The organism is Pelagibius litoralis (assembly GCF_011683915.1).
Classification (GTDB): domain Bacteria; phylum Pseudomonadota; class Alphaproteobacteria; order Kiloniellales; family Kiloniellaceae; genus Pelagibius; species Pelagibius litoralis.
Map to the genome: position 1 here is coordinate 1 of NZ_JAAQPH010000039.1, position 23,634 is coordinate 23,634.

Here is a 23,634-nt window from a genome sequence, read left to right on the forward strand (position 1 = left end):
AGGCAGGCATCCAAGGTCGGAACCGCCCGCATGTAGTGCACGTAGGTCCGGCCGTCGCGCTCCTCCAGCCGTATCGTTTCCATGCTGTCGAAGGACTGGCCGGCAAAGCTACGCGTCAGATAACCCAGCAGCACGCCGCGCTCCGCCTCATTCGGCCGGTTTTCAGGGTTACGCGCCCTCAGTGCCGGGCGGCGGATTTCCCAGCCGGTCTCGGCGGCAACCTCAGCAGCGATCTCCGGCGCCAGATGGCGGCAGACCGATGTCGCCTCCGCAGGACCGACTTCGCGCACGGCCTGTTGGAGATGTTCCATCATCACCTGGCGCAGTTGTTGGATTGCGGCACGCGCCTCGTCCGTGTAGGCGCTCAAATCCTGCGCAACGGCACTGCCGCCCGATATCAGGAAGGCAACTACCAAACAAAGCTTCCTGAGCATTGCTGCCTCCTGCATCCCGCCCAGCATGCCCACGGCCACCGAGATTTGTGGAAAAGGTTAACACCCTTTGCTGTTCGATGCCTTGAGTTGCATCAAAAAGTGCTGCCGTTCCGCAGTAGTATTCTAGCAGCGGCAATGAACGGCCCGGTAGGGATCCAAAACAAGGAGACCGCTATCTGCGCCAACTACTGATCATTGACGCCCCCTTCATGCTCAGCGTTGCAAAGAGACCACGCACAGCCGATGACACCTGGGTTATTGATCATCACGAACAAGCCGCTGCATCCGTTTAACTGATTTGCCAATTCAAAGCTGACATCCAACCCTCGATCCCGGGCGCCCCTAAGGGTCGATTTGAGCCGCCTGTGGTGACCCCCGCTGGTCCCGCTCGACCCACCGCCGTCGGCGGCAAGGTTCGGCCATGAGCGACCATTGGGGCTGGCTGACAGATCGTCCACTTTCGGATTAGCAACCGGGCACTTGACCGGCTGCGGGCTGTGGCTCATCCTCACCCAAGGTAAATGATGGCATGTCATCTGCTATTCAGTGGACCCCCAAGAGCTTCTGCAAGTCGTCGAGCCGTTGGCTTGCAGTAGCGATAAGTGACCCAGCTTCATGGGGGTCATCGCATAGGGACGCCTCTCGACACAGCAGTTCGACTTCTTTGGCTAGTGCGACGGCGCGAATAGCAGCTTCGGGGTCACTAAACCAATCGGATGCTTGTTTCATGCGATTGCGTAAGGCATCCAACTCTCGGAATATAGAGGATGCTAAAGAACCGAGGTTTTCTACTGGGGTCATCAGCTGAAGATCTTGCGCGCATGCGATTGAAACACTGTCACAGTTCAGTGGAATGCGCTGCTTAGTCATTGACATTAATCAATCCAGCACCAATCAGGCAAAAAGAGGACCTTAACCATGCCCGGCACCGCCGCCTCACGTCAGTTCCCCTGTCAGACCTGCGAGGTTCGCGACAAAGTAATCTGTGCGGCACTGGACGATGAGGAACTGCGGCACTTGAGCGCGATCGCGACGGCAGTCGAGCTCAAGGCAGAAGGTGTCGTCTTTCACGAAGGCGACGACAGCACCTATCTTTTCAACGTTGTCACAGGTTCGTTGCGGTTGTCGAAGCTGTTGCCTGATGGCCGTCGGCAGATCACCGGTTTCTTGTTTCCGGGTGACTTTCTTGGGCTGTCGATTGCGGATGTTTATGCCTACTCAGCCGAGGCGATGACTGAAACGTCCCTATGCCGCTTCTCGCGAGCGAACCTCACGAAAATGTTGGAGAGATTTCCCAAACTTGAGCACCGTTTGCTTGACCTTGCGTCCAACGAGCTTGCGCAGGCCCAGGATCACTTAATGATCTTGGGTCGAAAAACAGCGATTGAGCGTCTGCTTACGATTCTTCTGAAGTTGGCCGAACGAGTCGGCCAACGCGACTCTAACGGCATGACAATCGAACTTCCGATGAGTCGCACGGATTTGGCGGACTATTTGGGTCTCACCACCGAAACCGTGAGTCGCACAATTACCCGTCTCCGCAATGAAGGTGCTGTCAAGACACCCAACTGGCGGACCATTTGCATCCCTAAAGGCGTCGAACTGGCACTTCGAACTGGGGACTAATGAATAGAGACTTCTGGCTTCCGGATGATGTTGAGGGCGTTAAGCGCCTCGACATGTTGTGACACCATCGCTGTGGCCTTCCGGTTCGGACGAAGAATGTCCAAAGTTCCACAACCAGCCGATTGGTTGATAGCCGCTCGGGGCAACGCGATAGTGGTGCCTCTGATGAAATCATGAACGTGTGAGCAACTCATGCGCGGCCTCCCTGGTTAGTAGATTACAATTCTGAGACCTAACTGCGATTGCGTCCTTGATCCAAATCAGGTGTTTCTAACCGCTAAAGCAGCCATAGGATCAAGAAGCCGGATTGAAGATTGCGTAACCGCTATTTACGTTCAACCGTCTAACTGATGGCCAAAGTCGGACGACCGTTTTCCGGTCCGAAAGTTGCCAATCATGTCAAGGATCTTCAACGACCGCCTTGGGTCGAATGCAGCCCATAGACTCTGATCCGATTGATTGACCGCTCTGCCGAGGGGGAAACGGAGCAGGCGTGATCGTGAGCCTCTCCAATCGATGGGCAGGGTCAGCTCAGGAGAGAGTCCTCAAATGGGAACCGGGACAACAATTCCACGCCGGTCTGGGTGATCAGCACCTGTTGTTCCAGCTTGACGCCCTCGGGGCCGCGGTCCTCGCCGATATAGCTTTCTATGCAGAGCGTCATGCCGGGTTCGATGATCCCGTCATATCCTGCGTCGGAGAAATCACCGTGGTGATACAGATAGGGATACTCTCCGGTCATACCGCAGCCATGGGCCGAGAGATAGTAGCGGTTCGCATAGTACTTTTCGGGAATGTCCCAGGCCCGGTCGGCGTAGTCGCGAAAACTCATGCCGGGTTTCAGGATGCCCATATTGTGATGAACCTGCTCATAGGCGGTCTTGTAGAGATCACGCTGAGCCTCTGTCGGCGTGACCGGACCGGCATGAAAGGTGCGGGAGAAATCCGAGTAATAGCCATGACACCCAACCACATCCGTATCAAGCGCGATCAATTCGTTTTCGCCGATTACCTTGCCCGCCGTCTCCTGAAACCAGGGGTTCGTTCTTTGCCCGGTATTCAGCAGCCGCGTTTCGCAGTAGTCACCGTTCTGCTCAATGACCGACTTGTACAGCACGGACCAAAGTTGGCTTTCGGTAAGCCCCGGACGGACGGCTTCGTTAAGTTTTCCGACAGCGGTTTCAGTGGCGCGCAACGAGGCCTGCACGCACTTCATTTCTTCCGGAGACTTTATGGCGCGGGCCATCTCGACCGGTTGCTGGGCGTCGACAATGTTAAGTCCGAGTTCTTTTAGTGCGATTGCCGCGCCGGCATTCAGCCGCTCCAACCCAACCGTTGCGCCCCTGCCGGCGAGTCCGACGATCAGGTCGTTCATTTCCGCGGCCCAGCTGCTTTCGCGCTTGGCAATGTGAGGACCTGCCGCGACAAAGCTGGCAGTGGTCGCCGGGCGCACCTCATCGACGGTTTCGTAACCCTCTGCCAGGTGCAGGCAGCCGGTGAATTCAAACAGGATCGACTTATCCGCGGTCAGCAGGAGGTAGCGTGACGCCGCGTTGCGTTGTGAGAACACCTGCATGTTCCGGGTGCCCGTCGCATAGCGAATGTTGACGGGGTCCGACAGGATGACGGCATCGACAGCGTAACGCGCCATCTCTGCGCGAACGCGCTTTTGGCGGTACAGCCTGACCGCGGCAAGGTCGATTCCTTCGCTTTCAGGTGCCCGGTCCAAAAGCGCAATGCCCGACAGGTCGCTTCGATCCATGTGCCAGTCTAAGTTCGCCATGAGACGCACCTCAAGGTGTCTATTGGTTCGGAAAGTTTACTTGCCGAAATGAAGGTTTGCCCGTTTGGGGCGGCGTAAAACATCTTCAATCCGACAAGTGGCGCTGTTTACCGTTGGAAACAGATTCCTGGGCGTCGGCTTTTCCCCGCCGGCTGTCCGGAACTGCTAGTACTGTATGTAGGGTTGCCGGAGTGCGTCCGGTAAAAATCCAAGCGCCTCCTCGACGACCGCGCGATAAACGTTGGCGCCAAGTTGCGCGTTGGTGAATACCAGGATCGCCCGCTTCTCGGAGCGCGATCCCATGACAAAATGCTTGTAGCCGACGTTGTCGCCCCAATGCCAAAACCAACCAGCATCGGCGCGGCGTTCTATGCCCCAACCGAGCGCCCAGGCAAGCTGCTGGCACTGTCACAGGAATGAGTTGGTTGGATTGATGGCCGCGCGTTAGCGTAGTTGCATGTCGAAGAACTCATATGCCCGCCATCATTTTCCACCGAGTGTCATCCAGTATACGGTCTGGCTGTATCTGAGGTTCAACTTGAGCCTGCGTGACGTCGAGGATCTGCTGGCCGAGCGTGGCTTCGACATCAGCTACGAGACAGTCCGCCGTTGGGTCGTGAAATTCGGCACGGCTTACGCCAGGAACTTGCGCCGGCGCAGGCCAACACCCAGTGACCGTTGGCATCTGGATGAAATGTTCGTTTCGGTCGGCGGGCGCCAGATGTATCTGTGGCGCGCTGTCGATGCTGAAGGCGAGGTTCTCGATATCCTGGTCCAGCCGCGGCGCGATAAATGCGCCGCCGCGAAGCTGATTCGGAAACTGCTGAGAAAGCAGGGCATTTCACCGATGTCAGTGGTGACCGACAAGCTGCGCTCCTACGGCGCGGCACTGGGTGATCTGGGACTCAAAAAGCGCCACGAGACAGGTGGTCGATTAAACAATCGTGCCGAGAATTCCCATCAGCCGGTGCGGCGGCGAGAGCGATCGTGGATCGGCTTCAAGCGGCCAGGATCAACGCAACGATTTCTCTCTGCCCACGCCGCCGTCTACAACTGCTTCTACGTCCAACGCCACCTCATTACCAGACGCACGCTTCGAATCTTCCGAGATGTGGCATTCGCCGAATGGCGGATCGCAGTCCAGGCCGTGTGACACGGACATGTTCCCCGGACCTGCGTGTTCGTCGCATGAAGATGTGACAACGCCGGCGGATCACCTCGGGCGAACTGTTGAAATAACGGAAGGGATTGTGCATCCCGAGACGCTATGCGACGTCCCCATCTGCCTCAAGCCATTTTCTCTGACAAAGCCCGCCGACGGCGTCCCCGGCTCCGCGATAAATCGGTCAATAAGCACGACCAATATATCTTAGGATATCTGCTTCAATTGAGAACGACTGAGTGGTCTCATGGTTCTCGCCTCAAAGGCGAGGTTTAACCAAGAGGAGCAATCAAAATGGCTGAAAAAGCAAAACCCTCCATCGAGAAGAAAACCTGTGGACTGAGTCAATCGGCTTCGGAGGAAACCGATGATCTCGGAATCGAAGAGCTGCCGGCCTTCGATCTCGCTCTGATGCAGACCTGCGGTGACGGCGACTCTGATCCTGGCTGGTAAAAGGAATTAGCTCAATGGCGCCGGGGACATCGCCCCGGCGCCGCCTTGAACGCCCAACTTGTTGACCCGCCTGAGTGAGTTCAATCCCGCCGTTGTGCATATAGAGGGATTGCTAAAAGCCCTTAGGCGCATCTACATCGGACACACCTTCATGCTTACTATTCATCCCGGCGTAAGGCTAAGACCCCAGGGCTTTTTACATGATTGTTTTTGGGCTGCCGAACATCTTGTAACACGAAAGAGATACTTACTGACGGCTAAGAGCGCTGCGACGCTCTTTGCTGTCAGCGGAAAACCAGAAAGTATTGAAACGGCCTGTCCAGATATCGCCGAGTTGATTCAGACCCCAGTTAATCAAGTGCGCAAATACCTAGATTTCCTGATTGATTCTAAGATCATTGTCGATGGTGAAAAGGAAGAACGGAGCTGGGCTGAAAAGCTTTATGGAACTTGGGCCAAATATCATTGGTCGGCTTCTGCGCACTACCATGTCGCTACCTATGACTATCCTTTCGCCGATTACGCGGAAGGTGGTAGGCGAATCGATCGTCAAAGAATGACTTCATATGGTTCAGAAGAGTGCGATATGGAGCGGGGCAAATCCTATCCGCAGGCATCAGAGCGTGTGGTCATTGGAAGGCCCACAGCAGCGAGAGTGACAGCAACGCTTGGTCAGGTTTGGGACAGTCAGGTCACACCAGCGGCGCTGAAGAAGGATGCCCTCTGTGATCTTCTCGCCATGACCTTTGGCCAAGTAGGACGCAGGAACCTTCCCACGCGCGGTTCGTTGCCAGTCCTTGCCAAAACGAGCCCTTCTGGTGGAGCCCGTCACCCGACGGAGGCCTATGTTGCTGTTGCCGATGTGCCTGGACTGAAATCTGGTTGGTATCACTTCAATGCTCTGAACGCCGTCCTAGAACGCATCATCGATGAGGTCGACAGTGATATGCTTGGAGAACTCTTCTATGGCAGTTGGTCACGAGCACCTTTCGAGCCGCGGGCCATTGTTCTCATGACCTCAGTATTTGGCCGCAACATGTACCGTTACCGCGAACCCCGAACCTATAGAACCATCCACATGGACGCCGGTCATCTCATTTCCTCCTTAGAGCACTTCGCCGCGGCCAAGGGTCTATCGACACATGCTCAATCGGGGACCGATGACTTTCAGCTAGAACAACTGCTCGGACTCTCTCCCTTGCAGGAAGGAGTGATGTTTGCGGTGTCCCTCGGCGATGGTTTGAGAAAGGAGGGCTGATTCATGATCGTTGCAAATCGAGCGGTCACCGGTCACGACAGCTCCGCAGTGTACCATCCAGAAGCGCCCGCCAACGCTGATCCATGGAGCAGGCTGGCAACCTTCACCTTTGACCCTCTTGAAGGAGGTGTGGTCATTTCGGATCCTGTGTCTGGCAGGAAACTGCGCATAGCACCAACAGTTCTCTCAAAGCTGATATCAGACCCCGAGGCATCAACAAGCGGAGTAGTACGAGAAAAGCTGTCAGAGGTTCTCCAGAACAAGACAGATCGACCACAAGATATGCAAGGCTGGGAAAAATGGAGGGACAGAGAATGGATCCCATCGCTCGATCTACATCTCTGGTCAAGGTGGATCAAGCCCATCGACAAGACAAACCATAGAGCCGGGCACGAAAGAGCCATCAAAGAGTACCTGAGATCGGCGTCTCCGATGGAAGCTACGCACCCGCCAGGCAAGGTCGTCTCTCTCGATCCAGCATCAAGGGTGAGTTCTGAGCGAAGCTTCGGAGAGCTCGCTATGCGGCGGCGGACCATGCGGCGATATTCTACTAGACCAACACCTGGAGGACTGTTCTCGGCGTGGCTGCAAAGAGGATTTGGCCACGTAAGGCGAGTACGGGGGCTCGATCTCAATTCCTCCTATAGCCATTATCTTAAGACACACGGCTTAGCTTTTGACTTCTACATGATCCTTTACAACGTCGAGGGCAAACAATCGGGCGTGTATTTCTATCGCCCTGTCGAGCAAGATCTCGTTGAAGTTCGACCGGGCGACTTCCGGCAAGAAATGACCCGCATGTTGATCGGCCAGACTGCGCCTCTAAGTGCTTCATGGACGGCTGTTTTCGTTGCTGATTTTCCAAGGTATCAGTGGCGCTACCGCCATGATCGCGGCCTGCGGCATTTGTACATCGATGCCGGATGGGTCGGTCAGGAGCTGATTTGGGCAGGTATGCAATTTGGCCTTGGTGCGCTTCCAACACCGGCGACGCGTGACAGTGATCTTTGTGATCTCCTAAAAGTCGATCCTTGCCGCTACGCTCCGATTTACACACTGACCTTTGGCCAAAGCCCGGAGGCTACTAGCAGTCCAAAGAAGAGATGAATAATACGATTCTGAGACTGCATCGCTCTTGGTGGTACAAACCAAGCGATGGAGCTGTTGAGGTTTTCTCGCTTCTTGAAAAGCGCCGTCTGAAGCTGACAGGAGATGTCGCATCACTTCTCGAGGCCCTAAGTTTATTGGATCGTGGCACCAAGACCGGTTCGGCCGCAAGAGAGATTTCTTGCCAGACAGGCTTGCAATTGGCGACCTCTCAGAAGTTGCTGCACCGCCTTCAGCAACAAAACGTCGTTGTGGAAACACACCCAGAAACATCGACGGAAGCTGATCAATACGATCGTCAGGTCCGATTCTTCGACTTTTTTGAAAGAGACGGCATCTCTGGCGCAGATCTTGATTACCGCTTGCGTCATCGGAAAGTCATTGTCGTTGGCATAGGCGGATACGGAACATGGTTGGCATTGCTTTTGGGGCGCCTCGGAGTAAAGCGCATTGTCCTCATAGATCAAGATAAAGTGGAATCCACGAATCTGCACCGGCAAGTGCTTTTCAATAGTGATGACCTCGGTAAATCGAAAGTGAAATCCGCCGCAGCCGCGATTCAGGCGTTTCAGCCAGATGTGGAAATCGAGACCATCGATCGAATGATCGACTCATCTGATAGCCTGCAGCCCTACCTCGATAATGCGGATCTGGTAATCAATGCCTTTGGTTACCGAGAAGGGTCACTTGCGTCCTTCATCTATCACGCAGCTGCAAAGTCGTCAGTACCCTGCCTAACTTTCAGCGGTTCCTGGATCGGCCCGCTAACCATTCCTGGCCGAAGCGCCTGTGTGGCCTGTCTGCAGAATGATGACCAACTCAAGGAAGCGCTCGCGCTATCGGTCTCCAACTATGAGCGACCTACATCTCGCCAGGCATTTCCTGCAATTGCTCCTCGGTTAGGCACTACGGCATGTCTAGCCGTTTGGGAGGCGGTCCGTTTTCTTGCGGGGCTAGACGAGATTCCATCGGTCAACAACATCATCATCTTTGATTCATTTCACTACATTGACCATAAGCGTATCCGTGTCGAGCGAAACCCTGATTGCCCAGTCTGCGGATCTATCACTCCCAAAGAATTGCTGAAAAACGCAAAGGCAAATCAACCTTGATGACGTTTGCACTGTTTCAGGATGCTGATACCAAGATAGCGAGAAGTCTCCTACTTAAGGATATTCGAGCCATTTCCAAAGTGTCTTGGCCAATCCTGGTGGGCTCGTTGTCAACTATTGCCGTAAGCTTGGTCGATGCCGCCATCGTCGGCCGCCTTGGCGTAGACGCCCTAGCGGCAGTGGCCGCGACCGGAGCGGCTTTTGCCATCGCAGCTGAACTTCTCTATGCCTTCATGGTCGGCTACCGCATTGTGTCGGCTCGTTTAATAGGTGGCGAGTCCATTTCTGCCGCTCGCCAACTCTTTGGTCGATTTCTGCGTTTGGCGTTCTTTGCCGGCCCCTGTACTCTCGCAGTCGCCGTAGCAGCGGGCATCGGTTTGAACGCCTCAATCAGCGATCCACAAGTCAGTGCGATAGCCCAGGCATACTTTCTTTGCCGACTGCCGGAGCTCTTGATCGCCCCTTTTTCCATACTCATAATTGCAACATATAATGCCCAGAAACTGACACGTTGGGCAATGTACGCAGCGATCACCAATCATGCGTTCAACATCCCTATCTCGGTCGTTCTGGGTTATGGATGGTTCGCTTTCCCGGAACTGGGTGTTGTTGGCGTCGGGATCGGATCGGCTGTCGGCTCCCTTGCAAGCTTATCTCTGCTGATCGCGGCTAGCCTCGGCTCTGGACTGTTTCAGTCACCGATTGCGATGAGATCAAAAAGCGAAGGAAGAACTCACGACACAACACTTGATCAACGCGCAATCGGTCTGAAACAGGCGCTGCCGCTCAGCTTCTACGAAATGGTCAATGCCGCCTTGGACTATGGGGGCAACCTAGTTTTCATCGCTATCATTGGCGCCAGCAGCATTGCCGATCTTGCTGGATCTAGGGTCGCCTGGACCGTATTGCTCCTGCTTTTTATCGTCGCAAATGCTGCGGGCTCCGGTCTGCAGATTCTTGCTGCTCGGGAATTAGGTAAGCAGAACGGCGAAGCAGCGCAGCATCTTCTGCGCGCTGGAATCATCGTCACAACCGCGGTCACAGTCCTGCCCGCACTAGTCCTGATCCTACAGCCAGACGTTGTCATCGAGATATACACCGGCCGAAGTGATCTCGTATCCGTTGGCGCGCCCGCTCTATTGATTGTTGGTCTAACGGCGCCATTAATGGCCCTCAATGCTGCCCTCGTTGCCTATCTTCGAGCCTTGCGTCAAAGCCGCTTGGTGATGATTATAAATGCTGCCTCGATCTGGTTTGTACAAATCCCCTTTGCTTGGCTCCTGGCAATCCCGATGGGCTATGGAGTCACAGGCGCCTACATAGGCATCGCGATGTATTTTGCAACGAGGGTAACAGCCTCGCTTATCTATCGGCAGTACTGGTTAGGCCGGCCGTCATGATGACATCAATACGTCAGGACAACGGCCATCTCTTGCCGGCAGTAAGTGACGCCTGCCAACGCCTACTCACAGATACGGTCTCTCAGTTCAAGCTGCACCAGCCCATTCAGGCTTCGGTTTGGGGGCCGCCAATCGTCTCAGAGGTCGAAGACCTGACAGTTGGTGGCGTTCTTGCTTGGCGCGACGTCCTTTCATCTACCCATAGACTGATTGATCAGACGAAGCCGTTGACTTCGGGTGACAGCGTCTTTTTGTCCGAACTCAGGATCTGGTGCGAAAGAGAGCATCAAATCGATAGCTACGACGATCCTGCTTTTTCGCGACGATTGACGACCTGCAAAACGAGACTGCAGCTAATCGCATTTGGTCTGCTGCCGTTCGTTATTGGGAGGCTAATGAATTCGCCCGTTGATCCGGTTCTAATGGAACAGCGATGTCGCACATTCTGTAGCTGGGTTCTTGATGCCTTGAGGAGACACACCGACAAGCAGATAACAGTACACCGCGACGACCTCAGAAATGCGGCTAGGATCTCAGATGTCCTTGATACACTTCCGAGTGAAAGGGCGCCTTTCCCGGCGACTGTTGCCGCTGCGCTCATGCGCCTCAAGGAGCTTCTGAGAGATCTATCTTGTCTGATGCCTGTAACGTTCGCGGGCTATCCAGAAAATGGCCATGGCCAACCAACCGTAAAGGGTTTGACCATAGAGACAAGCGTTCTTGGTGATCAAGTTTCTGAGGCGCTGTTCCGCACCCTGAAGCAGGCCAAGATAGGATTTGCCGCAAGTTGTAAAGCCCGTGAATGGAGCAACACCAAGGGCTCTGTAGAAATGAAAGCCAAGCATCTGTGTCAAACAATCGTTACCAGGTCGCTTGGCTTGATCGATCCTCCTGAAACCGAATTCATTCTATCACCAAGCCTGGTTTCACCCTTTGTCACTGATGGTCTGCTTTTGCCAGGCTGGGGAGCGGGTGCCTCTGACCTTGTTCTTCTGCCGCGCTCATTCGAAGAACCGAGCTTTCGGCAATCAGCCAAGATCGAACGGGCCCTGAGAACGCTCATCGGGCATGAAGTCTGGCCGGGTCATGGAATGCATTTGAAGTCAGCAAGCAAATCTTGTTTTCACCAGCTGTTCTCGATGTATCGGTCGCAGGTCTCTTTTGAAGGTTGGGCCGTTTGGGCAGAAGGCCTTGCTTGGACCCTAGATCACAAAGCGGAAGCCTTGCCTATCGATCCTGCCTTTCACCGCCTGCGCCGTCTCATTCCAGCTCACTTGACTCTAAGTAACAGAAGCGGTCAGCTCGGTAACGCAGAGCAAAAGTTGAGGAAGGAGATGCAGACCTTGCCGGCAGCGTTGAACAATGCCTTGCAGCGTTTTTTGGATCCCAGGCTTGGGGTATCGCAGTTGCCATACGTGATCGGCTTTATCGAGATAGGACAGTGTTTGGAAAGACTTGGTCGGAACAGACTTTCGGACTTACTTTCTATGGGTCCTTTGTCGCCCAAGGCACTATCAGATCTACAGCTTGCGCAGGTTAGCAGCCTTCATGCCGAAACGGACTCTGTCCCTGGATAAAGACTACTAAATCTGGCTAGCTGTTCTTCACTGATCCGCTCAAAAAGAATACCAGGATCCCTGAGGCATTGCCCGGGCTGGAGCTGATCCAAAAAGTCTTCCGCCTTACCACTTGGCCATACCGGCAATTCGTCGGCTTCGCCTAAAGCTTTAAGCAGACGCCTTGCCGTGCTCGGAAGAATTGGCAAAGAAATCAAAGCGAAAATCCTGGCCAGATTAAGGGCAACGCGGACTGAGGTAAGAGCCCTTGCTTTGTCGGTCTTGATGGCAGACCATGGCGCGGCTTTGGTAAGGTATTCATTTCCCAATGCCCAGAGAGCTCGAGTTTCGCTGGCGGCTTTTCGAAATTCCATGTCTCCATGCAACTGAGATAGCCGGCTCAGGCGTGTTTCGAGTTGATGTCCTAAGCTTTCCTCCTCATCGCCCCACTCCCATTCTTGAGGAACGCGGCTAGCAGAATGGCGCTCGGCAAAACTCATGATTCGGTTGACGAAGTTGCCCAGAACATTGGCCAGGTCTGAGTTCACGACGGCTTGCAGATGATCCCAAGTAAAAGATGCATCGGCGCTCTCTGGTGAATTCGCGATCAGATACCAGCGCCAGCAGTCGGCCGGAAGCAATTCCAGGGCTTGATCCATGAACACACCACGGCGCTCGGAGGTTGAGAACTTACCGCCGTACCAGGTGAGCCAGTTGAAGGCTTTAAGACGGTCCACCAACTTCCATGGCTCTTCCGAACCGATCAGTGTCGCCGGAAAACTGACAGTGTGAAAGGCGACATTGTCCTTACCCATGAACTGTATGTATTCCGTATCACCCGCGCCATCGTCCAGGCACCACCACTTGCGCCAGTCCAAGTTGTTTTCTTCCGCCCACTCCTTCGTCGCGGCGATGTATGCGATTGGCGCGTCAAACCATACATAGAAAACCTTCGATTCAAACCCGCCCCGTGACCTACCGTGATAGGCAACGGGGATACCCCAGGCAAGATCGCGCGTAATAGAGCGATCCTTGAGACCTTCATCCAGCCATTTGTACGCGATCGAGCGAGCCAAGACCGGCCAGTGCTCGGCCAAGTCGATCCAACGCCTAAGCCGCTCTGTAAGCTTTCCCTGTAGGAGGTAGAGATGTCTTGAGGGTCGCAACTCGAGATTCATCGAGCCGGATATCTTGGATCTAGGATTGAGCAGGTCTGCTGGATCTAGGAGTGCGCCGCAGCTTTCGCACTGATCTCCCCTGGCATTTTGAAACGCACAGCGCGGACACGTCCCTTCAACATACCGATCCGGAAGGAAACGGTTCTCGGACTTTGAATAGACTTGTTGACTCTGGCGCTCTTCGATAAGGCCGTTCCGCTCAAGCCTTTCGGCGAAGTGTTGAGTGAGCCTGTGGTTTTGCGGGCTGGATGATCTACCGAAGTGATCAAACGAGAGGCCGAAAGAAGAAGAAACACGCCTTTGGAGTTCGTGCTGCAACTCACAATATCTAGCAACGTCAAGCTTCGCTTGTTCAGCCGCCAGTTCAGCGGGTGTCCCATGTTCATCCGTTGCACAGATGAAGAGTACCTCATGACCTTGCATCCGGCGAAAGCGTGCATGAACATCGGCCGGAAGCATAGAGCCAGCAAGATTCCCGAGGTGCTTTATGCCGTTGATGTAAGGCAAGGCCGAGGTAATAAGAAACCGGCGAGGCGCCTTCCGTGAGACTGCATCATTTTGCAGCTCTTGTGTTGGAGACTCAGTCAATTGAAAAAGGCTTCTTTGGCGAGCGCAGAACAGCGATAAAATCTGTCGACGTCAAGCGACATGAGCGCCGAATTTCGTAAACAGTCTAAAGGCGAGTTCCTTGAAGGCAGCCTCTAAGACGTCCGTGCTTCTTTTATAGTTGGTTAAAAGGGTCTGGCTCATCTTATTTGCATCTTGAGCCTCCAGTGCATCGACGAAATCATTTTGTCCCCTGAAGAATTCCTCTACATCGTCAAGCAATTCGAAACAGATCAACCGAATGAAATGCGTTTTTTCAACGATTGCGAGGCTTTGCCGCGCAAGTGCTCTGTTTTCTTGCATGGCGCAGCAGTTGCGATAGAACTTCTCCGATTCTGCGGTCGCGGTGGAGCAATCCTTGATTGCCTCTGGGTCTTTGGTTCTGAGGGAAGACAAGTCGCAACCACAACCGGCCGAATTTGTGTCCATGACAAGGATCTGCTTACCAAACGAAGAGATGGCCAGATACAGAAACTCAATATCTCCCTTGATCTCGGCGAATGTTGGTTTTCGGGGGAAGAAGCCTTCTCTTGGCATAAAGTCGACAAAGTCCTCAACCGACAACCTGATAAGGGCTTCACGGACGGGAATCGGGCTCATTCTTAAGCAGTCAGCCAGAGCATTGATACTGATGGCGCGACCCGGTTCATATTCAAAGCAAACCAGTTCTGACTTCAGGCGCAGATAGACCGGATGATCTCTTTGTACGGACATCAAACGCAGCCCTCTTGCTCTTGCATCTAGAGAAATGCCACAAGTGATAACGCAGCGTTCCAGATTTGGACGTCTCTTAAGGCTGCAGTCTATGATAGCAAAATTAGATTTGGTATCAAGAGACAACGGTGTGGATTTTCTGTGCTCTTGCCAATAACTATCTGAATTAAAACTATTAAACATGAACTAAACAGAATCCTCTCTCGAAAAAATTCTATTTTAACGATAAGACTTGTCATGAGATGTGGCTGTCTCTGATGATCCGTCCTAAGCTTTTTGGTGTCGCTGCTTAGCCTAGTCCGCTGTGTTCATGTTGTAAGCCGTGCTCGAGCCTGTCCCTTCCATTTATTCCATCCGCCGCAGAACCCCCTAGTCTTTCGCGGCGACTAGCCTCTTTGTCTTGATGCGCTGATCATCGTCAGGTCGCAGACGGGGATCGCTTGGCACCACAAGTGCTTTCTTGGGCACCGTCAGACAAACCTGATTTCGCCAGTGAGCGGCGCCGATTCGAAGAGTTCACGCCGCCAACTGGCGCCACTCCGCCAAAGCATCAGACCGGGTCTGCTTGAAGATTTCGCAGCGATAGAGATGGCGGTCCTGATTGAAATGATTGTGGATCGAGGCGTGGACAGCGGCAAACTTCTGGAGTGCCCTAACGTCCCTGAACCTGGTCATCGCCACCTCTCGTCGTCGGAACAGTTGATGTGAGTTCTCAGCCCGGTTGTTGAGCCAACGGCCGCACTCCTGCCGCTCCACAATTCCCATAGCTTTCATCGCTGCGCCGTAAGACCGAAGCCGGACTGTCACGATTTCCTTCGTCTGACCATAACGTTTCATCAAACGCTTTAGGGACTTGAGAGCAGCTTTACAATCCCGGCGCTTCGACGCGATGACTTCCAGCACCTCGCCTTCATGATCCACGGTGCGCCAGAGGTAATGCGTCTCGCCGTTGATTCTGACGAACACCTCGTCCAAGTGCCATCACCACTGTGAATACGATCGATGAAGAACGCGCCGTTTCCGGATCTCCGCGGCGAACATCGGCCCAAACCGATTCCACCAGAACCGCACCGTCTCGTGACAGATGTCGATGCCACGCTCGAACAGCAAATCCTCGACCTGCCGCAGCGACAGCGGATAACGCATATACACCATCACTGCCAGGCGGATGACCTCGGGCGATGTCTTGAAGTATCGGAGCGGGTTTCTCATCCGAGGACGCTACGAGACGCGCTTTCAACTCTCAAGCTATTTGCTCTTACACTGCCCAGGATGTGGCTACGATCCACTGCAAGCAAACAACTCAGGCCGCTTTTACCAAATTCAAGAAACCTTCGATCTCTCCGCGAAGCTTGGTCGCTTGTTCCGAGAGATCCGAAGCCAAGGTCGTTACCTGGTTTGCGGCCTGAGTGGTTTCATCGGTCGCCGCGTCAACCTGCGAAATATTGTTGGTGACCTCTGAAGTACCAGTGGAGGCCTCTTGGACGTTCTTTGAGATTTCGTGGGTAGCGGCCCCTTGCTCCTCGACGGCACTTGAAATCGCCGTCGCGATCTCGGCCATCTGCTCAATGGTGCCATTGACACTCTGGATCGCGGTCACGGCTTCCCCGGTGGAGCTCTGCATCGCGGCAATCTGCTGACTGATCTCCTCTGTGGCCTTGGCAGTCTGATTTGCCAGGGACTTGACCTCGCCGGCCACCACCGCAAAGCCTTTTCCGGCATCGCCGGCCCGCGCCGCTTCGATGGTGGCATTCAAGGCCAGCAGGTTGGTCTGCTCGGCAATATCCTGAATCAGGTTGACCACCGCGCCGATCTTCTCTGCTGCATCGGCCAAAGTCCGCATAGTCTCGCTGGTGCGCCCGGCTTCGTCTTTGGCCTGGCGGGAAACATCGGTCGATTGGGTAACCTGCCGTCCGATTTCCGCGATTGCGCTGTGCAACTCCTCGGACGCCGCAGCAACGGTCTGAACATTCGCCGAAGCTGCCTCGGCGGCCTTCGCGGCAGAGCTTGAACGCTGGCTTGTCTTGGCGGCGGTATCGGTCATCGTTTTGGCGGTGTCATCAAGCTGCGATGAAGCCGAGGTCACTGACTCTAGAGCATTGCCAACGGCGCTGTCGAAGCTGGCGATCATCGTCTCGATGGACCGTGCACGCTTTTCCTGCGCTTCCCGCTGTTCGCTCTGTTGAGCTTCCAACCGCTCCCGCTCAATGGCGTTTTCCTTGAACACAAGAACGGCCCGGACGATATCGCCGATCTCGTCTTTGTTTTCCGCGGAAGGGATTTCCTGATCCGTATCGCCCTTTGCGAGCGCCGTCATCACCTGGGTGATCTTTTGCAACGGTCGGCTGACACTGCGGCCGATCGCGATACCGAAAGCGATGGCGCTTCCAAGAACCAGCAATCCAATTGTCAAGAAGACGCTTCGGGTTAGGCTTCGCGTCGATTGAAGCGAGGTTCCCGCAGCAGCCAATCCTTCACTCGCGACGGCGAAGGTACGATCGAAGTCCTCACCCATGCGAGCGAAGATCTCGCTCAACAGTGGCGTTTCCTTTTTCAGTAGCAGATAGGTTTCCGCCCAAGCCTGGAAGCCCCTCTGATACTCGTCCATCAAACCCGACACTTCTTCCTTGAAGTCAGTCGGCAGTGGAGCATTGGCAAGGAGAGCGTCGAACTCCTGGCGCCGTTCATCGATACGACCGATATATTTCTCCGCACCGCGCAGCATGAAGTCTTTCTCGTGGCGGCGCATCATCAGCATCTTGACGGTCAACGCGTCCAGTTGGGCTTCCTTAAGCTTGGTCTCGACGGCATGTACGGCCGCCCGGAGGGACCCTTGAAGGCCGCTTTTCTCGTCGAAGCCAAGCCGTTCATTGAGTTGGACGACTTTCTGAAACTGTTCGGCGTGTTCGGCGATGCCGCTGTTCAGACGGGCAATCTCTTCTTGAACAGGCCCGGCGACGGCCATGTTTGCCATTTCCGCCAGCGACTCGACCACCCCGGCCACCGCTTTCTCATACCTGTCGGCGTACTTAAGATCGCGCCGGATAATAAAATCCTTTTCGCGCCGCCGCATTTGCAGGGCGCCGTTCTCGACCTGCTGCGCAAGCTGTGCCAGCCGCGCATGCTGATTCTGACCTTCGAATGCTTGCCCCATGGTGAAATCGCCGAAAAGAAAAGCGCCACCAAGGACCGCCGCCGAGACGACGCTCAAGGCAGACAGCACGCCAATCCGAAAAGAGATTCGGAATTGGTTCAAGAAAAGTAGGGGCTTGGGGGTGAACATTACTTGCTCCTAGTCCGGATACCAAGAAGAGCAACCTAAAAGCAAAACCGCTCAGCAGGCCGGGTCCCCACCCATGCAAGAAGATGTATATAAGAGAATTGTCAAAGATTTATAAACGTAGTGCTTGAATGCGTTGTTCTTGGGGCGGACCTACAGTGGAGAAACGGGCAAGAAACTGGCCCGGCAACACGGCCTGAACTTCCGCATGGCCGAGAGCGGCGAGCGGATCAGCGGCACCTCCGTCAGTCCGTGCAGCTGGTCCAGCGGCAAGTACGCCCTGGTGGAGCGCTCCCGGGAGTTTACGCTGGTCCCCTGGCGGCCGGTCATCGAGAAGGCCCTGGGGCGGCAGGTCTCCGGCCTCGTCCGGGGCAGCGGTATCTTCTGGGATTTGGGCCGCAAGCGCGGACCCGTTATTAGCACGTAGGGCCGAACGCCAAATCGATGAAATATCATGTCGCTCGAAAAACTAATAGGCGTCGAGACGGACTTCAGAAGCGAGGAAATCGCCGATGCCGCCGCGGCCAAACAAAACCAACCCGCGGACGAACCCGAAGGGAAGGCAGAGATTGGCGAGGACGACGGTGCTGCGACGGTAGAAGACGCGGACACCATCGCGGCAATCGCTCAGGATCTAATCAACGACCCGCAGAGTGAGGGCGATGACGCTATGATGGAAAAAAGGGCGGCCGATGTGAAGAAGGAAGACATCGGCCGCCAAAGTCGAAAAGGATAGGAGGCCAAAGAATAAGATGGGAAACTTTAGGAATCCCTAATGGAGCCTAGATTCTCGTGACCGCCCGCCGGGCGCTCAAAAAGTGTTTCGGGTATCCGACTGCTGTGCCAGCTCGTCAGCCCGCGAGAGCACCTGCGAGGTTGCCGAGCCGGTCGACTCGGCAGCAGAACGCACCTCACCGATCGTGCTCGACACTTCCAGCACTCCCGCCGCGGCCTGCTGGACATTGCGGACGATCTCCTAGGTCCAGGCATTCTCTTCCTCGACCGCAGAGTCGATGCCTGCGGCATTCTCGCTGATCTGCTTGATCACCGAGGCAATACCTTCTATGCCTCGACATGCCGGAGGTTGCCCCCTGCATGCTCTCGACCAGTACTGAGATCTCCTTAGTGGCCTTGGCCGTCTGGTTGGCCAGGGACTTCACCTCTCTGGCGACCGCGACCGTAACGCTTCATCGCGCGTCTCAGAAACTTTAGAGCAGCCCGGCGATACGCCGGTTCGTCGCGAAAATCTCGAGCACATCAACTTCGTGATCGACAGCTCACCACAGGCAATGCATCTCGCCATTGATCCGCACGAACACTTCGTTCAAATGCCATGGTCATGGCGAACAGCACCTTTGTTGAAGGCGGCGCTTCCTTATCTCGGCAGCAAACTTTGGGTCAAATCGGTTCCACCAGAAACGCACCGTCTCGTGGCAAATGTCGATGCGGCGCTCGAACAACAGATCTTCGACCTGGCGCAACGACAGCGGACAACGGATGTATATCAACCCGAGGCGGATCACCTCGGGTGAACTGTTGAAATACAGGAAGGGATCTTTCATCCGCCGAGAGCACGGACGACCCTCGCCCGGCTCAAGGCAACTTGCTCTGACAAAGCTAGTTTTCCACCTCAGCAATGACGCTCCACTCAATGCGCTCCGAAGGTGACTTCTTCAGCAGCCCGCTAGTGGTTTTGGTGATCGCTTGGCTCCGCTGTGAAAGGAATGATTTCAGCGCTCGGCTTATGGCGAGCATCCCCTGCCAATGGAGAGTCAAGTTCCGTGAGAACCAACCCTCTTCTTCGCATCGCTGCGTCGAATGCGGTACTGGCGGTGTCGAGTTGACCGGCGAGACTTCGTAACTGCCCTGCCACCCTGCTTGATGACATGTCCAAAAGAACCAAGCTCAAGTATATTTCTTCGAAAGCTGCCAGATGAGGACACAAGAAGTCCTCACCTGTCCTACTGTAGAGTTTGCTGAGATTGCTCAGTGTAGTCCGCAGATTGTGCAGGGCCCGATCTCTTTGCTGCAGGATCGATTCCGTACGTATCTTAGCGATACGTTCCGAGCGGGCTTTTAAAGCCGGGTGGATCTCATGATTGGCTTCTTGTCTGGACAAAGCGGATCACCATTGTGTCGGAGGATTTGCGGCGGGGTGAAGAGAAATCCGGCAGGCCGTTACACCGTTCTGGTTTGCGGCCTGCCGGGAGTTTGGGTGAGTATCGAGTTTAGTCGTTTACGCTGCCTTGAGGCCCGCCAGGAACCTTTCCACCTCGCTGCGCAGCATATCAGACTGCTGTGACAGCTCGTCGGCCCGGGAGAGAACCTGCGAGGCCGCCGAACCGGTCGATTCCGCCGCTGAGCGCACCTCGGCGATGGTCCCGGTGACCTGCTGGGTCCCGGCCGCGGCCTCCTGAACGTTGCGGGCAATCTCCTGGGTCGAGGCGTTCTGCTCCTCGACCGCCGAAGCGATACCGGCGGCGTTCTCGCTGATCTGCTTGATCACCCCGGTGATGCCTTCGATCGCATCGACCGTGCCGGAGGTCGCCCCCTGCATGCTCTCGACCTGCACCGCGATCTCCTCGGTGGCCTTGGCGGTCTGGTTGGCCAGGGATTTCACCTCGTTGGCGACCACGGCAAAGCCCTTGCCCATGTCGCCTGCGCGCGCCGCCTCGATGGTGGCGTTCAGGGCCAGCAGATTGGTCTGCTCGGCGATATCCTGGATCAGGCTGACGATGTTGCCGATCTTCTGGGCATCCTCGGCAAGCCCCTTGACCGCCGCGTTGGTCGCTTCGGCATCGGCCACCGCCTTCTGCGAGATCGTGTTGGACTCGGCAATCTGGCGGCTGATCTCGCTGATCGAACTGCTCAGCTCCTCGGCCGCCGAGGCGACGGTCTGCACGTTGGTCGAGGCTTCCTCCGCGGCATTGCCGACGGCCGTCGCCTGGCCGTTGGTCTGCTCGGCCGTCGACGACATCGACTGAGCCGTCGTCTGCAGCTCGGAGGCGGAGGTGGAGACCGAGCCGATCACCGAGCCGACGCTGGCCTCAAAATTGTCGGCCAGTTCCTTCATCTGCTTGCGCTTCTCCTCGGTCTGACGCTCTTCCTGATCGGCAGCCTGCTTGCGCAGGCGTTCCGCCTCGATGGCGTTGTCCTTGAACACCTGGGTGGCCTGGGCCATCTCACCGATCTCGTCGCCGCGCTCCACACCGGTGATCTCCACCGAGGTGTCGCCGCCGGCCAGCTTGCGCATAGCCTCGGTCATGCGGCCGATGGGGCCGCCGATGCTGCCGCCGATGAACCAGGCAAGACCCAGACCGATGACCAGGGCGCCGACCATGCAAGCGATGATCAGCGTGAAGGTCGAGCTGACCGTGCTGACGTTGCTAGCCTGGCGCTGCTCCATCAGCGCCTCTTCCTCGGCCTTGAAGTCGGCCATGAGCTGACGGAACTTGTCGAAGTACTGCTTGCCGCGGGCTTCGCCGACCAGATCGGCCATGTCGTCCATGGTCTGGGCGTCACCGATCTGACGCCTGAGGGCGATCGTCGGTTCCACCACATCGGCAACCCAGGCGTCGATGTTCTGCTGGATCTCGCCCAGCAGGGTCACCTGGGCCGGATTGTCGCTGACGGTTTCCTGCAGCTCGGTAACCAGGGCGTTAAAGCGCTCTGCGCCGCCGGTGTAGGGCTCCAGGAACTGCTCCTGGCCGGCCAGCAGGAAGCCGCGCATGCCGGTTTCCATGTCCACGGCGGCGGCCAGAACGTCCTGGGCCTTGGCGATCACCTGATAGGTGTGCTCGACCCACTTCAGGGCCTCGCGGGTCTGGGTGCTGCCGACCGAGCCGCTGGAAAGCGCCCGCTGGAAATCGGCCCGGCGCTTTTGCAGCAGTTCCTCCTCGCGCCCGGCGAAGGTGGCGATCTGGCCGCGGAACTTGTCGAAGTATTGCTTGCCGCGGGCCTCGCCCACCAGTTTGGCCATGTCGTTCATGGTCTCGGCATCGCCGATGTCCCGGCGCAGCTGGATCTGCATTTCGGTAACATTGGACTGCCACTCGCGCAGCACTTGCTCGACCTCACCCAGGCGGGCCACCTGCCCGGGGTTGTCGCTGACGGTTTCCTGCAGGGCCTTGATGCGCGCGTAAGTCTGCTTCTCTCCGCCCTTGTAAGGGTCAAGAAACTCCTCGCGCCCGGCCAAGAGGAAACCGCGCATGCCGGTCTCCATGTCCACCGCCGAGGCGACGATGGCCGACGCATCGGCCAGCACGACGCGGGTATGGTCGACCCACTTGCTGGTGTCGGTGATCTTATTGATGTTGAAGAGAGCGATCCCGCCGACTGCCAACAGCAGGACCAATGGGGCGCAGACGCCAACCAGGACCTTGGGCTTGGTCTTCAGGTTGGAGAACGTGAGCATGGATGCAAAGCCCTTGGGAGACGGCATCCCAGCGTTACGCAACGCTTCGTGACTGATTGACATTCTAAACTCCGGTTTCAGGTGATGGCTAAAGGAAGGGTATGGAACGGGGGTCTCCCGGCGGCATGACGGCCTCGGGGAGATCACGGTTGCCATAATCGGATGAAGGCCGCTGCGTTTCTGCCTCGGTCGCAGCGCCAGGGAACACAGCAAAGTCGAGGCTTGGCGGCAACGGCACCAGAGGCACCCTGATGCCGATGCGGACGCTATTCAGAAACGAGAACATGAGAGGCACTGTCTCATCGCCTTCGAGCGGCTCTCTAAACATCATGGGTGTACGCACTAATGAGGTCATCAAATCGCTATCGCTATGTCTTTAAACAGCTGCGTTCTAATTGGTTATTTCTAAAATTAGCCTTAACTAAGATTGAATTCCCTATGGTGAAATTCTACCTAAACGAAATGACTTTTTATATTACTTAAAACGACTAGGCCAAACGTTGCTGCATCAACTTGGGTCAACCAGACCGGACGGCAGACTGTGATCCAAAAGGCGACAGCTGGTCTTTAAGACTCCCAATGTCTTTGTAGGATCGCTTTGAGCCGCTTGTGGTGGCCTCAGCCGGGTCCTGCTCGGCGCGCGCCGATGACAGCGTCATGAATCGGCCAAGAACGGTCATTGGCAGCGGACGCCACAACGACCGCTTTGAGCCCGGAACAGACCTTTGCGCAAACGCTGCCGCCTTCGTGATGGGATGCTGACGCGAGCCACGGTACATGCTACTCACCTTTGATGCCTCGCCAAGGTTCAGCGAATGCACTGTCTTCAGCCTCCCTTCACGCAAGGGCGTGGGCGCAGATATATGAGCTTATCGACCTCCAGCTCTCTCCGCTTGGCCTGAGAGCTATCGAATCGTTATCCCTGCGCTTGGGAGATGGTGTCCTCGATGTCGGGTGCGGAGCCGGGCAGACCCTTCTCCAGCTTGCTGAGCGGGTCGGAACCGGAGGCCGAGTGATCGGAGTGGACGTGGCGCCGCTGCTCCTCGAAATCGCAAAGCGGAGAATTGGATCACTCGGTCAAGTCGGGCTGATTGAGGCGGACGCGCAGGCTCTGAACTTGCCGCCCGGGAGTATGGATGCCGTGTTCTCCCGCTTCGGCGTAATGGGTTTCGCCGACCCGGTCGCAGCCTTCGCCAACTTTCGTGGGATACTGAAGCCGTCGGGTAGGCTTGCATTCTGCTGCTGGCGTTCGCTGGCGGAGAATGAACTGGATCGCTTTCCGCTCTCAGCGGCGGGCGTTCAGACGGAAGTTGACCATACACCCTTTAGTCTCGCCGATCCCGATCACATACGACGCAGTCTTGAGACAGCAGGGTTTAGCAAGATCGCTATCGAATCGCACAACCAGAAAGTTTCGTGCGGCGACGTCGATGCAACGATGAAAGTGCTTCTGAAGGTGGGGGCACTTGGGAAAATCATCCGCGAGAATCCGGGTCTGCGAGCGAACGTCGAGCCTCGGTTGCGTAAGGCGTTGGCCGCTATGGACGATCC

Annotated in this window: 21 protein-coding genes; 12 read left to right on the forward strand and 9 right to left on the reverse strand. The window is 55.8% G+C overall.

Annotated features, from left to right (window positions below; translation table 11 throughout):
* Positions 1 to 434, reverse strand: a 434-nt coding sequence (locus HBA54_RS27345; RefSeq protein ID WP_167228631.1) for a c-type heme family protein, incomplete at its 3' end; no start/stop codon positions are given.
* 918 nt (positions 435 to 1,352) lie between these two features.
* On the opposite strand from HBA54_RS27345, the gene HBA54_RS27350 reads away from it, so the two are divergent.
* A complete protein-coding gene (locus tag HBA54_RS27350) occupies positions 1,353 to 2,060 on the forward strand; it encodes a Crp/Fnr family transcriptional regulator (RefSeq protein ID WP_167231464.1) in 708 nt (235 codons plus the stop codon).
* Between the two features lie 526 nt (positions 2,061 to 2,586).
* Here the strand turns inward: HBA54_RS27350 and HBA54_RS27355 are convergent.
* Together HBA54_RS27355 and HBA54_RS27360 are read right to left on the reverse strand one after the other, a co-directional pair.
* The gene (locus tag HBA54_RS27355; protein WP_167231469.1) at positions 2,587 to 3,843 is read right to left on the reverse strand and encodes a M24 family metallopeptidase; all 1,257 of its coding nucleotides are present in this window, start codon (positions 3,841 to 3,843) and stop codon (positions 2,587 to 2,589) included.
* 165 nt (positions 3,844 to 4,008) lie between these two features.
* Positions 4,009 to 4,146, reverse strand: a complete 138-nt coding sequence (locus HBA54_RS27360; RefSeq protein WP_167231472.1) for a hypothetical protein — start codon at positions 4,144 to 4,146, stop codon at positions 4,009 to 4,011.
* 154 nt (positions 4,147 to 4,300) lie between these two features.
* Between HBA54_RS27360 and HBA54_RS27365 the strand changes: the two genes are divergently transcribed.
* The 7 genes from HBA54_RS27365 (at position 4,301) to HBA54_RS27395 (ending at position 11,912) form a co-directional block, all read left to right on the forward strand.
* On the forward strand, positions 4,301 to 4,996 hold the full coding sequence (locus tag HBA54_RS27365) for an IS6 family transposase (protein WP_167231475.1): 696 nt from the start codon (positions 4,301 to 4,303) through the stop codon (positions 4,994 to 4,996).
* A 303-nt stretch (positions 4,997 to 5,299) separates the two neighbouring features.
* The gene (locus HBA54_RS27370; RefSeq protein ID WP_167231478.1) at positions 5,300 to 5,458 is read left to right on the forward strand and encodes a hypothetical protein; all 159 of its coding nucleotides are present in this window, start codon (positions 5,300 to 5,302) and stop codon (positions 5,456 to 5,458) included.
* 58 nt (positions 5,459 to 5,516) lie between these two features.
* On the forward strand, positions 5,517 to 6,716 hold the full coding sequence (locus HBA54_RS27375; protein ID WP_167231481.1) for a SagB/ThcOx family dehydrogenase: 1,200 nt from the start codon (positions 5,517 to 5,519) through the stop codon (positions 6,714 to 6,716).
* 3 nt (positions 6,717 to 6,719) lie between these two features.
* Positions 6,720 to 7,823, forward strand: coding sequence for a SagB/ThcOx family dehydrogenase (locus HBA54_RS27380; protein ID WP_167231484.1), 1,104 nt, complete (start codon positions 6,720 to 6,722; stop codon positions 7,821 to 7,823).
* The gene (locus tag HBA54_RS27385) at positions 7,820 to 8,935 is read left to right on the forward strand and encodes a HesA/MoeB/ThiF family protein (RefSeq protein WP_167231486.1); all 1,116 of its coding nucleotides are present in this window, start codon (positions 7,820 to 7,822) and stop codon (positions 8,933 to 8,935) included. Before HBA54_RS27380 ends, HBA54_RS27385 begins: the two co-directional genes overlap by 4 nt.
* Positions 8,935 to 10,335, forward strand: coding sequence for an MATE family efflux transporter (locus tag HBA54_RS27390; RefSeq protein ID WP_167231489.1), 1,401 nt, complete (start codon positions 8,935 to 8,937; stop codon positions 10,333 to 10,335). Before HBA54_RS27385 ends, HBA54_RS27390 begins: the two co-directional genes overlap by 1 nt.
* Positions 10,332 to 11,912, forward strand: coding sequence for a DUF885 domain-containing protein (locus HBA54_RS27395; protein WP_167231492.1), 1,581 nt, complete (start codon positions 10,332 to 10,334; stop codon positions 11,910 to 11,912). Before HBA54_RS27390 ends, HBA54_RS27395 begins: the two co-directional genes overlap by 4 nt.
* On the opposite strand, the gene metG is transcribed toward HBA54_RS27395, so the two are convergent.
* The 5 genes from metG to HBA54_RS27415 form a co-directional block, all read right to left on the reverse strand.
* Positions 11,882 to 13,657 carry a methionine--tRNA ligase gene (metG, locus tag HBA54_RS27400; protein WP_205944956.1) on the reverse strand — a complete coding sequence of 592 codons (1,776 nt, stop codon included), beginning with the start codon at positions 13,655 to 13,657 and terminating at the stop codon, positions 11,882 to 11,884. The two genes, HBA54_RS27395 and metG, sit on opposite strands and share 31 nt — an antisense overlap.
* A gap of 51 nt (positions 13,658 to 13,708) precedes the next feature.
* The gene (locus HBA54_RS27405; RefSeq protein WP_167231495.1) at positions 13,709 to 14,572 is read right to left on the reverse strand and encodes a GntR family transcriptional regulator; all 864 of its coding nucleotides are present in this window, start codon (positions 14,570 to 14,572) and stop codon (positions 13,709 to 13,711) included.
* A gap of 333 nt (positions 14,573 to 14,905) precedes the next feature.
* Entirely contained in the window at positions 14,906 to 15,364 is a 459-nt protein-coding gene (locus tag HBA54_RS27410) for a DDE-type integrase/transposase/recombinase (protein ID WP_205944957.1), read from the reverse strand.
* A 6-nt stretch (positions 15,365 to 15,370) separates the two neighbouring features.
* Positions 15,371 to 15,601: an IS6 family transposase gene (locus HBA54_RS28880; RefSeq protein ID WP_205944958.1), complete on the reverse strand. Its 231-nt coding sequence runs from the start codon at positions 15,599 to 15,601 to the stop codon at positions 15,371 to 15,373.
* A gap of 91 nt (positions 15,602 to 15,692) precedes the next feature.
* Positions 15,693 to 17,672, reverse strand: a complete 1,980-nt coding sequence (locus tag HBA54_RS27415) for a methyl-accepting chemotaxis protein (protein ID WP_167231498.1) — start codon at positions 17,670 to 17,672, stop codon at positions 15,693 to 15,695.
* A 139-nt stretch (positions 17,673 to 17,811) separates the two neighbouring features.
* Between HBA54_RS27415 and HBA54_RS27420 the strand changes: the two genes are divergently transcribed.
* From HBA54_RS27420 to HBA54_RS27430, 3 genes are all read left to right on the forward strand, one after another.
* Complete coding sequence (locus HBA54_RS27420; RefSeq protein WP_240932948.1) at positions 17,812 to 18,096, forward strand: DUF3363 domain-containing protein; 285 nt, start codon at positions 17,812 to 17,814, stop codon at positions 18,094 to 18,096.
* 27 nt (positions 18,097 to 18,123) lie between these two features.
* Positions 18,124 to 18,405, forward strand: coding sequence for a hypothetical protein (locus HBA54_RS27425; protein WP_167231501.1), 282 nt, complete (start codon positions 18,124 to 18,126; stop codon positions 18,403 to 18,405).
* Positions 18,406 to 18,934: 529 nt separating this feature from the next.
* The gene (locus HBA54_RS27430; RefSeq protein ID WP_167231504.1) at positions 18,935 to 19,201 is read left to right on the forward strand and encodes a hypothetical protein; all 267 of its coding nucleotides are present in this window, start codon (positions 18,935 to 18,937) and stop codon (positions 19,199 to 19,201) included.
* A gap of 704 nt (positions 19,202 to 19,905) precedes the next feature.
* Here the strand turns inward: HBA54_RS27430 and HBA54_RS27435 are convergent.
* Entirely contained in the window at positions 19,906 to 22,146 is a 2,241-nt protein-coding gene (locus HBA54_RS27435) for a CHASE3 domain-containing protein (protein WP_167231507.1), read from the reverse strand.
* A gap of 730 nt (positions 22,147 to 22,876) precedes the next feature.
* Between HBA54_RS27435 and HBA54_RS27440 the strand changes: the two genes are divergently transcribed.
* Positions 22,877 to 23,634, forward strand: a 758-nt coding sequence (locus HBA54_RS27440; protein WP_167231510.1) for a class I SAM-dependent methyltransferase, incomplete at its 3' end; no start/stop codon positions are given.